Genomic DNA, 12,895 nt, shown 5'->3' with positions numbered 1-12,895 from the left:
GAATTCCCTAATGAAGCAAATTCGTCTGCTGGCGCAGTATTATGTTGACCTGATGATGAAGTTAGGTCTGGTGCGCTTCTCAATGTTGCTGGCGCTGGCTCTTGTCGTTCTCGCCATTGTGGTGCAAATGGCGGTGACCATGGTGCTGCATGGTCAGGTCGAAAGTATTGATGTTATTCGTTCTATCTTCTTTGGTCTGCTGATTACGCCGTGGGCGGTCTACTTTCTTTCGGTGGTCGTCGAGCAACTGGAGGAGTCACGACAACGTCTGTCACGGCTGGTGCAAAAACTGGAGGAGATGCGCGAGCGCGATCTGAGCCTCAACGTTCAGTTAAAAGACAATATTACCCAGCTTAATCAGGAAATCGCCGTTCGTGAAAAAGCTGAAGCTGAATTGCAGGAAACCTTCGGTCAGCTGAAAATTGAAATCAAAGAGCGTGAAGAGACACAAATTCAGCTCGAACAGCAATCCTCTTTTTTACGTTCCTTCCTTGACGCCTCTCCAGATCTGGTTTTTTACCGTAACGAAGATAAAGAGTTTTCCGGCTGTAACCGTGCAATGGAATTGCTAACAGGGAAGAGCGAAAAACAACTGGTTCACCTGAAACCTGCTGATGTTTACTCGCCGGAAGCCGCCGCGAAAGTTATTGAAACCGATGAGAAAGTGTTTCGTCATAATGTGTCACTGACTTATGAACAGTGGCTGGATTATCCGGACGGACGCAAAGCCTGCTTTGAAATCCGTAAAGTGCCGTACTACGACCGCGTGGGTAAACGGCATGGTTTGATGGGCTTTGGTCGCGACATTACCGAGCGTAAGCGGTATCAGGATGCGCTCGAACGCGCCAGCCGCGACAAAACGACGTTTATTTCCACCATCAGTCACGAATTGCGTACACCTCTGAACGGTATCGTTGGCTTAAGCCGCATTCTGCTGGATACGGAACTCACTGCTGAGCAGGAAAAATATCTCAAAACCATCCATGTTTCCGCCGTCACTTTGGGGAATATTTTTAACGATATTATCGACATGGATAAGATGGAGCGCCGCAAGGTTCAGCTTGATAATCAGCCGGTTGATTTCACCAGCTTCCTTGCCGATCTGGAAAATCTTTCCGCATTGCAGGCGCAACAAAAAGGGCTGCGCTTTAATCTGGAGCCGACGCTACCATTACCGCATCAGGTCATTACCGACGGTACGCGTTTACGGCAGATCCTGTGGAATCTCATCAGTAACGCCGTCAAATTTACCCAGCAAGGTCAGGTTACCGTGCGCGTGCGCTACGATGAAGGCGACATGCTGCATTTTGAAGTGGAAGACTCAGGCATCGGCATTCCGCAGGATGAGCTGGATAAAATTTTTGCCATGTATTACCAGGTGAAAGACAGTCACGGCGGTAAACCTGCCACCGGCACCGGCATTGGTCTGGCCGTTTCTCGTCGGCTGGCGAAAAATATGGGCGGCGATATTACTGTTACCAGCGAACAGGGCAAAGGTTCAACCTTTAGGTTGACGATCCACGCACCGTCGGTGGCAGAAGAGGTCGATGATGCGTTTGATGAAGACGATATGCCTTTACCGGCACTAAACGTGCTGCTGGTGGAAGACATTGAACTGAACGTTATTGTCGCGCGTTCTGTACTGGAAAAATTAGGTAACAGCGTTGATGTAGCAATGACCGGCAAGGCGGCGCTGGAGATGTTTAAGCCGGGCGAATACGACCTGGTATTGCTGGATATTCAGTTGCCAGATATGACCGGGTTGGATATCTCTCGTGAACTGACGAAGCGTTATCCGCGCGAAGATTTACCGCCGCTGGTGGCTTTAACTGCCAATGTGCTGAAAGATAAACAAGAGTACCTCAATGCTGGAATGGATGATGTGCTGAGTAAGCCGCTTTCCGTACCGGCGCTAACCGCGATGATCAAGAAATTCTGGGATACCCCGGATGATGAGGAGAACACGGTGACGACAGAAGAGAACAGCAAATCTGAAGCATTACTCGATATTCCCATGCTGGAACAGTATCTCGAACTTGTAGGGCCGAAGTTGATTACCGACGGGTTAGCGGTGTTTGAGAAGATGATGCCGGGCTATGTCAGCGTGCTGGAGTCGAATCTGACGGCGCAGGATAAAAAAGGCATTGTCGAGGAAGGGCATAAAATTAAAGGCGCGGCGGGTTCAGTGGGGTTACGCCATCTACAACAGCTGGGTCAGCAAATTCAGTCTCCCGACCTTCCTGCGTGGGAAGATAACGTAGGTGAATGGATTGAAGAGATGAAAGAAGAGTGGCGTCACGACGTAGATGTGCTGAAAGCGTGGGTGGCAAAAGCCACTAAAAAATGACCCCGGCTAGACCGGGGTGCGCGAATACTGCGCCAACACCAGGGAAATCTTGGCTGCGCCGTAAATTATTATGATGAGTTACAAGGGCACAGCACTGTTTTTCAGGCCGCACGCAGTTAAGATAGCAAATCTTAAATGATTTGTTACATGAATCAGTTAAATGTGTGATGCGTAGCATTTTTATTAAAAAGATTAATGTGTTTCAGTCAGTTGCGAAAGGATGATCACAATGAAGAAAATTGGCGTAGTTCTGAGCGGGTGCGGCGTTTATGACGGTTCCGAAATTCATGAAGCTGTGTTGACGTTACTGGCGATATCGCGTAGCGGCGCGCAGGCGGTCTGCTTTGCACCGGATAAGCAGCAGGTTGACGTTATCAACCATTTAACCGGCGAGGTGATGACGGAATCGCGCAATGTGCTGATTGAAGCCGCGCGTATTGCGCGTGGTGAGATCCGTCCTCTGGCTCAGGCCGATGCTGCCGAACTGGATGCGTTGATTGTGCCTGGTGGCTTTGGTGCGGCGAAGAATTTAAGCAATTTTGCCAGCCTTGGCAGTGAATGCACTGTTGAGCGTGAATTAAAGGCGCTGGCGCAAGCGATGCATCAGGCCGGTAAACCGCTTGGTTTTATGTGTATTGCCCCTGCGATGCTGCCGAAAATTTTCGATTTCCCACTGCGTTTAACCATCGGTACTGATATCGATACCGCAGAAGTGCTGGAAGAGATGGGCGCAGAGCATGTACCGTGTCCGGTCGATGATATCGTGGTTGATGAAGACAATAAGATTGTCACTACACCGGCTTATATGTTGGCACAGAATATTGCGGAAGCGGCGAACGGCATTGATAAGCTGGTGTCCCGCGTGCTGGTTCTGGCTGAATGAGTAAAAGCCGCTTAACGGCGTTCGGTTTCGTTCGTCGTTTTCTTCTGCGGTTAGTGGTTGTCCTCGCCGTTTTATGGGGCGGGGGCATCGCGTTGTTTAGCATAGCGCCTGTCCCGTTCTCAGCGGTGATGGTCGAGCGACAGGTCAGTGCCTGGCTGCATGGCAATTTTCGTTACGTGGCGCATTCTGACTGGGTCAGTATGGATCAAATCTCGCCGTGGATGGGGTTGGCAGTGATTGCCGCAGAAGATCAGAAATTCCCTGAGCACTGGGGCTTTGATGTCGCTTCCATTGAGAAAGCCCTGGCGCACAACGAGCGCAATGAAAATCGTATTCGCGGCGCATCAACGATTTCTCAGCAGACAGCCAAAAATCTCTTTTTATGGGATGGGCGTAGCTGGATACGTAAAGGGCTGGAAGCTGGTCTGACATTGGGGATAGAAACGGTCTGGAGCAAAAAGCGTATCCTGACGGTTTACCTGAATATCGCCGAATTTGGCGATGGTGTGTTTGGTGTTGAAGCCGCAGCGCAACGCTATTTCCACAAACCCGCGAGCAAACTCACTCAGTCGGAGGCTGCCTTACTGGCAGCGGTACTTCCGAACCCACTACGCTTTAAAGTTTCCGCACCCTCAGGCTACGTGCGTAGCCGTCAGGCGTGGATTTTACGGCAGATGCATCAGTTGGGCGGTGAATCTTTTATGCGACAACACCAGCTGGATTAAGCTTCGCGCGAGGTGAGGGTGAGTTTCTTGTTCTCACTGAGTTGTGCGCCTTTCTTCAGGGCGACCGATAACGCGGGTTGAGCGATAAAACGTTGCCACAAACGCTCTTGCTTACGTAGACAACACCACTTCGACCAGGTCGCCAGCGGAATCCACGTGCTTTCACCAATGTTGTCACAGACGACGGGAATGATTTCTGACTCGCTGATGCGGTGGCAAAGAATATTCTGCGGCTTCAGCGACATCGTCACGATGCGGTTATCCTGCAAATAACGCTTCAGCTGCTTCAGTAACTGACGCAACTGAGCAACATCTTCTTCGTAACGGCATTGTCCAGCAAATTCGGTCAATGTAATAGACGGCTTGCCATCAAAATCGGCAATGACATCGTAGACATAACCGGTTCCACAATCCGTCTCAACCGTACCGTGATAGCGTGGAATACCGCTCCAGTCTTTCAAACGACGACCAAGGTGCGCATAGTACTTTAACTCACGGCGGATCTCTTTATCACCACCGTCGCCACGGTGGTAGACAATCTTGATACAGCGTTGGGCATCTTCCGGATGCGCGTAACATTTCCGATGTCTTCCGGTGCCCAGGGGACTTTGTTCAGATAAGCGAATCATGCCATCTCCTGGAAATATTTTCTGACAATCTCCAGTATGAGGACTTAACTTAAACAAAACCTAAACAGGACTTTTTAAGGTTTTCTTAAGGTTTTGTTCGTACAGAAAAGAGCACAAAATGTACAAATTGCGAAAAATGAGGACATTTTCCGCTTGTACTTTTTTCACCCCTACGGGCTGAAGGTGTATATCTGGGGGGAATTAAGCGTCAGGGTTATGAAGATTAATCTTCATCGAAACCAGAGTTAAAGAGGGCGATAACGGCGGCCAGTGCTTCCACTTCCTGTGGACCGGTCGCTTCGACTTCAATCTGCCGTCCTTTGGCGGAGTCCAGCATCAGCAGCGCAATAACGCTGTTCGCTTCAGCCTCGGTGCCTTCGTCATTACGTAACAGCACTTCAGCGTCAAAACCCTGCATTAATTCAAAGAGTTTCATGGCAGGCCGGGCATGCATGCCCAGCTTGTTTGTGATTTCAACAGTTTGCTTGACGGTCATGGTTTACGTTTTTCCAGCGTACGATGGCGTGACTGGACGTTTTTACCGCGCGAGCGGAAGTAGTCTGCCAGTTGCTCTGCAATATACACCGAACGGTGCTTCCCGCCGGTACAACCAATAGCGACCGTCAGGTAGCTACGGTTGTTGGTTTCCAGCATAGGTAACCATAGCTCAAGGTAGCTTCGCGTCTGGTAGATAAAATTGTGTACTTCTGTGTGGCGGTCGAGGAACGCGGCGACAGGTTTATCAAGACCTGTCATTGGACGCAGTTTCGGATCCCAGTGCGGGTTCGGCAGGAAGCGCACGTCAAAGACGTAATCTGCATCAATAGGAATGCCGTGTTTGAAGCCGAAGGACTCAAAGACCATCGTCAGTTCACGCTCGCGTTTTCCCAGCAAACGGGTACGCAACATTTCTGCCAACTCGTGAACGGACATTTCTGAGGTATCGACAATCAAATCTGCCCGCGAACGCAGTGGCTCCAGCAGATCGCTTTCTTTGTCAATAGCACTTTCCAGCGACAGGTTCTTGCTGGAGAGCGGATGCAGACGGCGCGTATCGCTGTAACGACGAATCAGGGTGTTACGATCGGCATCGAGAAACAGCAGTTGCGGTGAGAAAGCATCAGGCAGGTTACTCATCGCCTGTTCGAATATTTCTGGTGACTCCGGCATATTACGAACATCAATGCTGACGGCGGCAGAAATCTCGCGATCGGCGAGCGTGCGAGCCAGATCGGGTAACAGCACTACGGGAAGGTTATCCACGCAGTAAAAACCCATATCTTCCAGCGCACGCAGGGCGACAGATTTACCTGAGCCTGAACGTCCGCTGACGATCATCAGTACCATGTACTGTTTCTCCTCACAACGTCTAAAAGAGACATTACAGAATAACTACGCTTCATCCGGAGTACCTTCGGTATCCGTAATGATTTGATACAGCTCTTCATCACTCTGGGCTGCACGTAAACGGCGGCAGATGGTTTTGTCCGCCAGACGTTTCGCCACCAGCGAAAGAGTATGCAGGTGCGTTTTAGTTTGGTCAGCTGGCACCAGCAGGGCAAAAAGTAAATCCACCGGTTGGTTGTCGATGGCATCGAAAGCTATAGGCGTTTCGAGCTGAACGAAAACACCAACGGCACGCAGAGTATCTTCTTCCAGTTTGCCATGCGGAATGGCAATGCCATTACCGATACCGGTACTGCCCATTTTTTCCCGCGTCAGAATAGCTTCAAAAACCACCTGAGGCGGCAGGCTGAGTTGTTTCGCAGCCAGTTCGCTGATAATTTCCAGTGCACGTTTTTTGCTCTGACAGTGGACGCGGCTTCGCGTACATTCCCTGTTAAGAACACTGCTAAGCTGTAGAGTTGTATCATTATTTGTCATAATTTCACCTAAGAACCTGACCACTCAAATCGTGGGACAGGTTCGGAGCATTAACTGTACAAATGGCCCGTTGTGTCGCACAACAGGCCGCCATGCACTTGCTAATTGCCCGGACAATTAGTGTTGTTTCAATTTATCTTTATGCTTGGTCAACTGGCGTGCCAGCTTATCAATTAAGCCATCAATGGCAGCATACATGTCCTGACCTTCCGCGCTGGCATGAATTTCGCCACCGTTTACATGCAGTGTTGCATCTGAGGTATGGGTGACTTTCTCCACTTTCAGAACAACATAGACCTGGTTGATTCGGTCAAAATATTGCTCAAGTTTGGCAAATTTTGATGTGACAAATTCGCGCAGGGCCTCGGTGATCTCGACGTTATTTCCGGTAATGTTGAGCTGCATAGTGTCTTCCTTATCGGTTGGGTCAAACGAGCTGTTTACGCTGGTTTGACGGCGGAATGGATAAAGACTCTCGGTATTTCGCAACAGTGCGGCGTGCCACCATGATACCTTGTTCCGACAGCAAAGAGGTTAACTTGCTGTCGCTCAACGGTTTCGCTGGGTTTTCCGCCGCGATTAATTTCTTCACCAGCGCACGAATCGCCGTGGACGAGGCTTCGCCGCCGCCCTCGGTATTGACGTGACTGGAGAAAAAATACTTCAGTTCAAAAATGCCTCGTGGACTATGCAGGTACTTTTGCGTGGTCACGCGAGATATCGTCGATTCATGCATTTCGACGGCCTGGGCGATGTCGGCCAGTACCATCGGTTTCATATATTCTTCGCCTTGCTCAAAGAAGGCTTGCTGCTGTTCAACAATACAGCGACTCACGCGCAGTAGCGTATCGTTACGGCTTTCCAGACTCTTAATCAACCATTTGGCATCCTGCAGATTGCTGCGGATAAACTGGCTGTCGCCATCGTTACGTGTGTTATTGCACATCGAGGCGTAGTGCTGGTTGATTTGCAGACGCGGAATGCTGTCGCTGTTGAGTTCCACCGTCCAGTGGCCGTTATGCTTACGCACCAACACATCTGGAATGACATATTCCGGCTCACCGGTCTGGATCGACTGGCCGGGGCGTGGATCGAGCGACTGGATCAGATTGACGGCTTCTTTCAGCACATCTTCTTTCAGACGCGTGACGCGCATTAAAGTGCGGAAGTCGTGATTGGCTAACAGATCGAGATGATCGCTAATGATCAGCCTGGCCTCTTCCAGCCACGGCGTGGTCTTATCGAATTGGGAGAGTTGGATCAGCAGGCAGTCACGCAGATCTTTCGCCGCCACACCGACCGGATCAAACCGTTGGATCCGCTTAAGGACCGCTTCAACTTCATCGATGTCGATCTCTTCATCGCCCATGCTTTCGAGAATATCTTCCAGTGGGACGGTGAGATAACCGGTATCATCAACGGCATCAACGATGGAGGTGGCGATAGCGCGGTCAGTGTCGGAAAACGGTGTCAGCTCGACCTGCCACATCAGGTAATCCTGCAAGGTCTGCGTCGTTTCGCCTTGATAGACCGGCAGTTCGTCGTCAATGTAGTCACCGCTGGTGCCGGACGGCGTACCGGCTGTATAGATGGTGTCCCAACTGGCGTCGAGCGGCAGCTCTTCCGGCATCTCTTTTTGTTCGAGCGCGTCAGCGGTGTCCAGCGTTTCGCTGTCTGGCGTTTCGTGAGTGTCGATTTCATCATGAGTGTCGATTTGCTCAAGCAGTGGATTACTCTCCAGCGCCTGCTGCAGCTCCTGTTGAAGTTCCAGCGTGGACAGCTGCAACAGACGAATTGCCTGTTGTAGCTGAGGCGTCATCGCCAGTTGCTGACTAAGCCTGAGTTGCAAACCTTGCTTCATGTTCAGAATCGTACTCTCCTGCTAAAACGTCGCGAGCTTCTACCCTATCAGAGTCTGAAGTCTTCCCCAAGGTATACACGCTTAACGTGTTCGTCTTGTAAGATTTCTGTAGGTGTGCCGTGGGCGATCAAATGCCCCTGACTAACGATATAAGCGCGTTCACAAACTGCCAGTGTTTCACGCACGTTATGGTCGGTGATCAGCACACCCAGGCCGCTGTCGCGCAGGTGCTCAATGATGCGTTTGATGTCGATAACCGAGATCGGGTCAACCCCGGCAAACGGTTCATCAAGCAGAATAAATTTCGGATTCGCAGCCAGTGCGCGGGCAATTTCTACACGGCGACGTTCACCACCGGAGAGCGATTGCCCCATGCTGTCACGCAGGTGCTCAATGTGAAACTCTTCCATCAGCTCGTTCGCACGGTCTTCACGTTGTTCAGCAGACAAATCGTCACGAATTTGCAGTACCGCCATCAGGTTATCGTAAACGCTGAGGCGGCGGAAAATGGAGGCTTCCTGCGGCAGATAGCCGATACCGCGACGCGCGCGTGCGTGTAATGGCAGCAGGCTGATATCGTCATCATCAATAATGATGTTGCCTGCATCGCGCGGCACAATGCCAACAACCATGTAGAAAGTGGTGGTCTTACCGGCACCGTTTGGCCCCAGCAGACCGACAATTTCTCCGGAGTTGACGGTCAGACTGACGTCTTCCACCACGCGGCGACCCTTATAGGCTTTTGCAAGGTTCTTTGCTGTTAATGTTGCCATAACGAATTAATTACCTTTCTTCTGCGCCGGGGTCTGGCCTTTGTTGTTTTTATCCTGCAACTGCGACGGCACCAGAACGGTGGTTACGCGCTTACCTTTATCGCTGAAGGCCTGCATTTTCTGCTCTTTCACCAGGTATGTGATCTTATCGCCCTTTATATTGCTATCGACCTGCTGCAGATAAGCATTACCGGTCAGAACGACAAAATCTTTCGCCAGTTCGTAATGCATCTGGGAAGCGTGACCTTCGACAGGTTTACCGTTGTCCTGCATTTGATAGAACGTCGCTGGCTTACCGTAGCCATCGATCACTTCTTTGCCCTGCTCGCCGCCCGGGCGGGTAACGACCACTTTATCGGCATTAATTTTGATGGTGCCCTGGGTAACGATGACGTTACCCGTGAAGGTGACTACGTTGCCTTGCATATCAAGAGATTGCTGATCCGACTCAATGTGAATCGGCTGGTCAGTGTCTCCGGTAACGGCAAATGCCGGAATACTGGCGGCCAGAAGAGAGCTGGCAAGCACAAGATTAAGGCTGAGTTTGTTTGTTTTGAATTTCATAGGATGTTCTAACCTTTTCAATCAGCTCGGCGTTCTTGCTGCGTAAGTTGCCGCGCATTTTCAGACCGCTGGAGTTAAATGTTGTTCCGTATAACGTGACGAGGTCTTCAGAGGTAACATCCTGCGTCACCAGATTGATCTGCGCGTTATCCGTCGTGATTCTGCGAAGTTGAGAGTCCGGCACGAGTGCGTTGACTTCAACGTGTCCATATAAATAGAGCATCCGATCATTGGTCAGCTTGGCTTTATCCGCTTTTACGGACCATGTCGGGATTTTATCCTTATCAAACGTAGTAAGTACCGGTTGCGTAAACCACGAAACGGCCTGATCGGAATAATATTCAACGTGTTGAGCAATCAATCGATAGCTTAGCGCCCCTTCTGGGTTATAGACGAGCGTGTCCGTATGCTCGCTTTTGTAGGTGGGATCATTGTTGTTGACGACCACCTGGGCGGTATCGTCTTTCTCGGTCATGTTAATGCCGATCATCACCAGAACCGCCAGTGATAGCACAATGATAACCCAACGTCTGGCTTTACTCATATCGATTGCCCTTTGGCTTCATCCAGTTTGCCCTGCGCCAGGAGTAATAAGTCGCAAACTTCACGCACTGCGCCACGACCGCCAGCAATGCGAGTCACGTAATCGGCGCGCGGGAGCAACAGCGGATGCGCATCGGCCACGGCTACGCTTAGGCCCACTTTTTCCATTACCGGCCAGTCGATGAGATCATCCCCAACGTAAGCCACGTTTTCCGGGGCGATCGCCAGTTTTTCCAGCAGATCGCTAAAGGCGATAAGTTTATTCGACTGCCCCTGATACAAGTGAGTAATCCCCAATGTGGCACAGCGATCTTCTACCAGTTTAGCCTTTCGCCCGGTAATGATGGCGACTTCAATATCAGAGGTGAGCGCACAACGAATGCCATAACCATCACGAACATTGAACGCTTTAAGTTCTTCGCCGTTGTTGCCCATATAAATCAGGCCATCTGACAGCACGCCATCGACGTCAAGGATCAGCAGACGAATATTTTCTGCTTTTGCCATAACGTCGGCACTGACAGGGCCGTAACAGGTCTCAAGTGACGCACCTGCTTTATTCATTGTTGTTTATCCTTGAATCTTTACACTACGCCAGCACGCAGTAAATCATGCATATGTAACACACCGAGTAAATGGTCGCCATCGGCAACCATTACGGAGGTGATATGGCGGGACTGCATTAAGTTCAGTGCCTCAACGGCCAGAATGCCAGGGCGTACGCGAATTCCCCCCGGCGTCATCACATCGGCAATACTTAATTGACGGACATCCACGCCCATATCGAAGACACGGCGTAAATCACCGTCGGTAAAGATGCCTTCAATCATCATATTGTCATCGCAAATGACGGTCATACCAAGATTTTTGCGGGTAACTTCCAGTAATGCATCGCGCAGGCTGGCGGTTTTTTTGACATGCGGGATCTCATCACCCGTATGCATAATATCGTTTACGCGCAGCAGAAGTTTACGACCCAGTGCGCCGCCGGGATGTGAGAGCGCAAAATCTTCGGCGGTAAAGCCGCGCGCTTTTAACAGAGCGACGGCGAGCGCATCGCCCATAACCAGCGTGGCGGTGGTGCTGCTGGTCGGTGCCAGCCCCAACGGGCAGGCTTCTTTTGCTACTTTAACACACAGATGCACGTCTGCGGCACGAGCCATGCTGCTCTCCGGGCGACCGGTAATGCAGATTAACGGCACGTGAAGACGCTTAAGCACCGGAATCAAAGCATTGATTTCGCTGGATTCACCAGAGTTAGAGATAGCTATTACCACATCCTGCGGGGTGACCATGCCTAAATCGCCATGCGCGGCTTCGCCAGGATGGACGAAAAATGACGGAGTACCGGTGCTGGCAAAGGTCGCGGCCATTTTGCGTCCAATGTGTCCCGATTTGCCCATCCCCATAACCACGACTTTACCTTTACACCAAAACATCTTTTCGCAAGCGAGCGCGAAATTCTGATTGATGTATTGATCAAGCTCCGCCAGGCATTCACGTTCAATCGCCAGGACTTCTTTACCTGCTTGCTGAAAGTCAAAACCCGGTTGCAACTCTACGTGCGACATAATGCGTTTCCAGTTATTCAACGAGTATTGGCGATAACCAGTACAACATCGCCAGCCATACGATAAATCCGCCTGTTAATAATACCCCTACGCCACGGCCCGGTTGCGGGGAGCGTCGCCAGCACAGCAACGCAAAAATAATGCTTACCAACAACATCACGCTGTAGTCACGGCTGTACGCCAGTGGGTTAATCTCCCCTGGCGTAATCAGCGCCGGCAGACCCAGTACGATGACGATATTAAATATATTCGCGCCAATGATATTACCGATGGCGATGTCGTTTTCACCTTTGCGAACACCGGCTATCGCGGTTGCCAGTTCTGGCAGACTCGTGCCGATAGCGATTGCCGTCAGACCAATAGTCAATTCGCTGATGGCAAAGTAATTCGCCAGAACGGTGGCGTTATCAATCACCATCCGCGTAGCCACTGGCATGATGATCAGCGCAATGCCAAGCCATAAAAATGCGACGGGTAAACCGCCTTCACGCGGTAGCTCTGCAAGCTGCTCTCTGGTCAGGCTATCGGTTCCCTGACGTTCGGCCTGATGTGCAAGTTTAACAATGAACAGCAGCCATAGCACAGCCAGAAAAAGGAGAAAGATACCATCGCTGCGGCTAAGTTGTCCGTCATAGAGTACGGAACCGGCCACCACGCTGACGAATAACATTAATGGTAACTCGCGGCGCAGAACATCGGAATGGACGGTAAAAGGGCGCACCAGTGCGGTCAGACCGAGGATCAGCAAGATATTGATAATGTTTGAGCCAAGCGCCGTACCGACGGCTAAATCGCGTTGTTCGTGCAGTGACGCGGCAAGCGAAACAATAATCTCAGGAAGCGACGTGCCAATACTGACCACAGTCATGCCAATGATCAGCGGTGGGATGCCAAAAGTGCGGCAAAGAATGGAAGCGGCAAATACCAGACGATCGGCACTGTATACGACCAAAAGTAAACCAACAATTAACAGTGCCGTAGCTAAAAGCATCTAACGTCCTTTCTTCAGGTATACTCGCCGGTCGCTGAAGATTCTCAGAAAGCCGTAACGGATTCTTAATTTTGACTTTATGCGGCTAAAAAGTAAAACAAATGCCAGCTTTAGCTAACCACGG

15 protein-coding genes are annotated in these 12,895 nt (G+C 50.7%); 3 read left to right on the top strand and 12 right to left on the bottom strand.

The genetic code is table 11. The features are described 5' to 3' along the window. Nucleotides 1-10: 10 nt before the first annotated feature. The 3 genes from arcB to mtgA all read left to right on the top strand — a co-directional run bounded on the left by arcB (nucleotide 11) and on the right by mtgA (nucleotide 3,955). On the top strand, nucleotides 11-2,347 hold the full coding sequence (gene arcB, locus LG381_RS01575) for an aerobic respiration two-component sensor histidine kinase ArcB (protein ID WP_222686557.1): 2,337 nt from the start codon (nucleotides 11-13) through the stop codon (nucleotides 2,345-2,347). Between the two features lie 229 nt (nucleotides 2,348-2,576). Continuing rightward, nucleotides 2,577-3,230 carry an isoprenoid biosynthesis glyoxalase ElbB gene (elbB, locus tag LG381_RS01570; protein WP_137325791.1) on the top strand — a complete coding sequence of 218 codons (654 nt, stop codon included), beginning with the start codon at nucleotides 2,577-2,579 and terminating at the stop codon, nucleotides 3,228-3,230. Further along, a complete protein-coding gene (gene mtgA / locus LG381_RS01565; protein WP_225761944.1) occupies nucleotides 3,227-3,955 on the top strand; it encodes a monofunctional biosynthetic peptidoglycan transglycosylase in 729 nt (242 codons plus the stop codon). Before elbB ends, mtgA begins: the two co-directional genes overlap by 4 nt. Here mtgA and yrbL read toward each other — a convergent pair. From yrbL to LG381_RS01505, 12 genes are all read right to left on the bottom strand, one after another. Beyond that, nucleotides 3,952-4,584: a PhoP regulatory network protein YrbL gene (gene yrbL / locus LG381_RS01560; protein ID WP_000620414.1), complete on the bottom strand. Its 633-nt coding sequence runs from the start codon at nucleotides 4,582-4,584 to the stop codon at nucleotides 3,952-3,954. The two genes, mtgA and yrbL, sit on opposite strands and share 4 nt — an antisense overlap. Nucleotides 4,585-4,807: 223 nt before the next feature. Continuing rightward, nucleotides 4,808-5,080: a PTS phosphocarrier protein NPr gene (npr, locus tag LG381_RS01555; RefSeq protein ID WP_000216792.1), complete on the bottom strand. Its 273-nt coding sequence runs from the start codon at nucleotides 5,078-5,080 to the stop codon at nucleotides 4,808-4,810. Then, nucleotides 5,077-5,931 (bottom strand): RNase adapter RapZ, encoded by an 855-nt coding sequence (gene rapZ, locus LG381_RS01550; RefSeq protein WP_000243741.1) that lies wholly within the window; start codon nucleotides 5,929-5,931, stop codon nucleotides 5,077-5,079. Before rapZ ends, npr begins: the two co-directional genes overlap by 4 nt. 45 nt (nucleotides 5,932-5,976) lie before the next feature. Continuing rightward, entirely contained in the window at nucleotides 5,977-6,468 is a 492-nt protein-coding gene (gene ptsN, locus LG381_RS01545; RefSeq protein WP_000183676.1) for a PTS IIA-like nitrogen regulatory protein PtsN, read from the bottom strand. Between the two features lie 117 nt (nucleotides 6,469-6,585). Next, entirely contained in the window at nucleotides 6,586-6,873 is a 288-nt protein-coding gene (gene hpf, locus LG381_RS01540) for a ribosome hibernation promoting factor (RefSeq protein WP_001176602.1), read from the bottom strand. Nucleotides 6,874-6,895: 22 nt separating this feature from the next. Then, complete coding sequence (rpoN, locus tag LG381_RS01535; RefSeq protein ID WP_000809026.1) at nucleotides 6,896-8,329, bottom strand: RNA polymerase factor sigma-54; 1,434 nt, start codon at nucleotides 8,327-8,329, stop codon at nucleotides 6,896-6,898. Between the two features lie 47 nt (nucleotides 8,330-8,376). Then, nucleotides 8,377-9,102, bottom strand: a complete 726-nt coding sequence (gene lptB / locus LG381_RS01530; RefSeq protein ID WP_000224099.1) for an LPS export ABC transporter ATP-binding protein — start codon at nucleotides 9,100-9,102, stop codon at nucleotides 8,377-8,379. A gap of 6 nt (nucleotides 9,103-9,108) precedes the next feature. Continuing rightward, nucleotides 9,109-9,666 carry a lipopolysaccharide ABC transporter substrate-binding protein LptA gene (gene lptA / locus LG381_RS01525; RefSeq protein ID WP_000669785.1) on the bottom strand — a complete coding sequence of 186 codons (558 nt, stop codon included), beginning with the start codon at nucleotides 9,664-9,666 and terminating at the stop codon, nucleotides 9,109-9,111. Beyond that, complete coding sequence (lptC, locus tag LG381_RS01520) at nucleotides 9,635-10,210, bottom strand: LPS export ABC transporter periplasmic protein LptC (RefSeq protein WP_000030542.1); 576 nt, start codon at nucleotides 10,208-10,210, stop codon at nucleotides 9,635-9,637. The genes lptA and lptC overlap by 32 nt, the downstream gene beginning before the upstream one ends. Beyond that, entirely contained in the window at nucleotides 10,207-10,773 is a 567-nt protein-coding gene (gene kdsC, locus LG381_RS01515) for a 3-deoxy-manno-octulosonate-8-phosphatase KdsC (protein WP_001030165.1), read from the bottom strand. The genes lptC and kdsC overlap by 4 nt, the downstream gene beginning before the upstream one ends. Before the next feature lie 20 nt (nucleotides 10,774-10,793). After that, entirely contained in the window at nucleotides 10,794-11,780 is a 987-nt protein-coding gene (kdsD, locus tag LG381_RS01510; RefSeq protein ID WP_010346512.1) for an arabinose-5-phosphate isomerase KdsD, read from the bottom strand. 13 nt (nucleotides 11,781-11,793) lie between these two features. After that, nucleotides 11,794-12,771 (bottom strand): calcium/sodium antiporter, encoded by a 978-nt coding sequence (locus tag LG381_RS01505; RefSeq protein WP_222679551.1) that lies wholly within the window; start codon nucleotides 12,769-12,771, stop codon nucleotides 11,794-11,796. Nucleotides 12,772-12,895: the final 124 nt, after the last annotated feature.

The sequence above is a fragment of the Escherichia sp. Marseille-Q3837 genome (assembly GCF_916618735.1).
GTDB lineage: Bacteria > Pseudomonadota > Gammaproteobacteria > Enterobacterales > Enterobacteriaceae > Escherichia > Escherichia ruysiae.
Note: the sequence above shows the minus strand (reverse complement) of the source record. Positions and strands in the feature narration are given on the sequence as shown.

Coding starts and splice junctions, on each gene's coding strand:
- arcB (WP_222686557.1), top strand. CDS start 11: ATGAAGCAAATTCGTCTGCTGGCGCAGTATTATGTTGACCTGATGATG.
- elbB (WP_137325791.1), top strand. CDS start 2,577: ATGAAGAAAATTGGCGTAGTTCTGAGCGGGTGCGGCGTTTATGACGGT.
- mtgA (WP_225761944.1), top strand. CDS start 3,227: ATGAGTAAAAGCCGCTTAACGGCGTTCGGTTTCGTTCGTCGTTTTCTT.
- yrbL (WP_000620414.1), bottom strand. CDS start 4,584: ATGATTCGCTTATCTGAACAAAGTCCCCTGGGCACCGGAAGACATCGG.
- npr (WP_000216792.1), bottom strand. CDS start 5,080: ATGACCGTCAAGCAAACTGTTGAAATCACAAACAAGCTGGGCATGCAT.
- rapZ (WP_000243741.1), bottom strand. CDS start 5,931: ATGGTACTGATGATCGTCAGCGGACGTTCAGGCTCAGGTAAATCTGTC.
- ptsN (WP_000183676.1), bottom strand. CDS start 6,468: ATGACAAATAATGATACAACTCTACAGCTTAGCAGTGTTCTTAACAGG.
- hpf (WP_001176602.1), bottom strand. CDS start 6,873: ATGCAGCTCAACATTACCGGAAATAACGTCGAGATCACCGAGGCCCTG.
- rpoN (WP_000809026.1), bottom strand. CDS start 8,329: ATGAAGCAAGGTTTGCAACTCAGGCTTAGTCAGCAACTGGCGATGACG.
- lptB (WP_000224099.1), bottom strand. CDS start 9,102: ATGGCAACATTAACAGCAAAGAACCTTGCAAAAGCCTATAAGGGTCGC.
- lptA (WP_000669785.1), bottom strand. CDS start 9,666: ATGAAATTCAAAACAAACAAACTCAGCCTTAATCTTGTGCTTGCCAGC.
- lptC (WP_000030542.1), bottom strand. CDS start 10,210: ATGAGTAAAGCCAGACGTTGGGTTATCATTGTGCTATCACTGGCGGTT.
- kdsC (WP_001030165.1), bottom strand. CDS start 10,773: ATGAATAAAGCAGGTGCGTCACTTGAGACCTGTTACGGCCCTGTCAGT.
- kdsD (WP_010346512.1), bottom strand. CDS start 11,780: ATGTCGCACGTAGAGTTGCAACCGGGTTTTGACTTTCAGCAAGCAGGT.
- LG381_RS01505 (WP_222679551.1), bottom strand. CDS start 12,771: ATGCTTTTAGCTACGGCACTGTTAATTGTTGGTTTACTTTTGGTCGTA.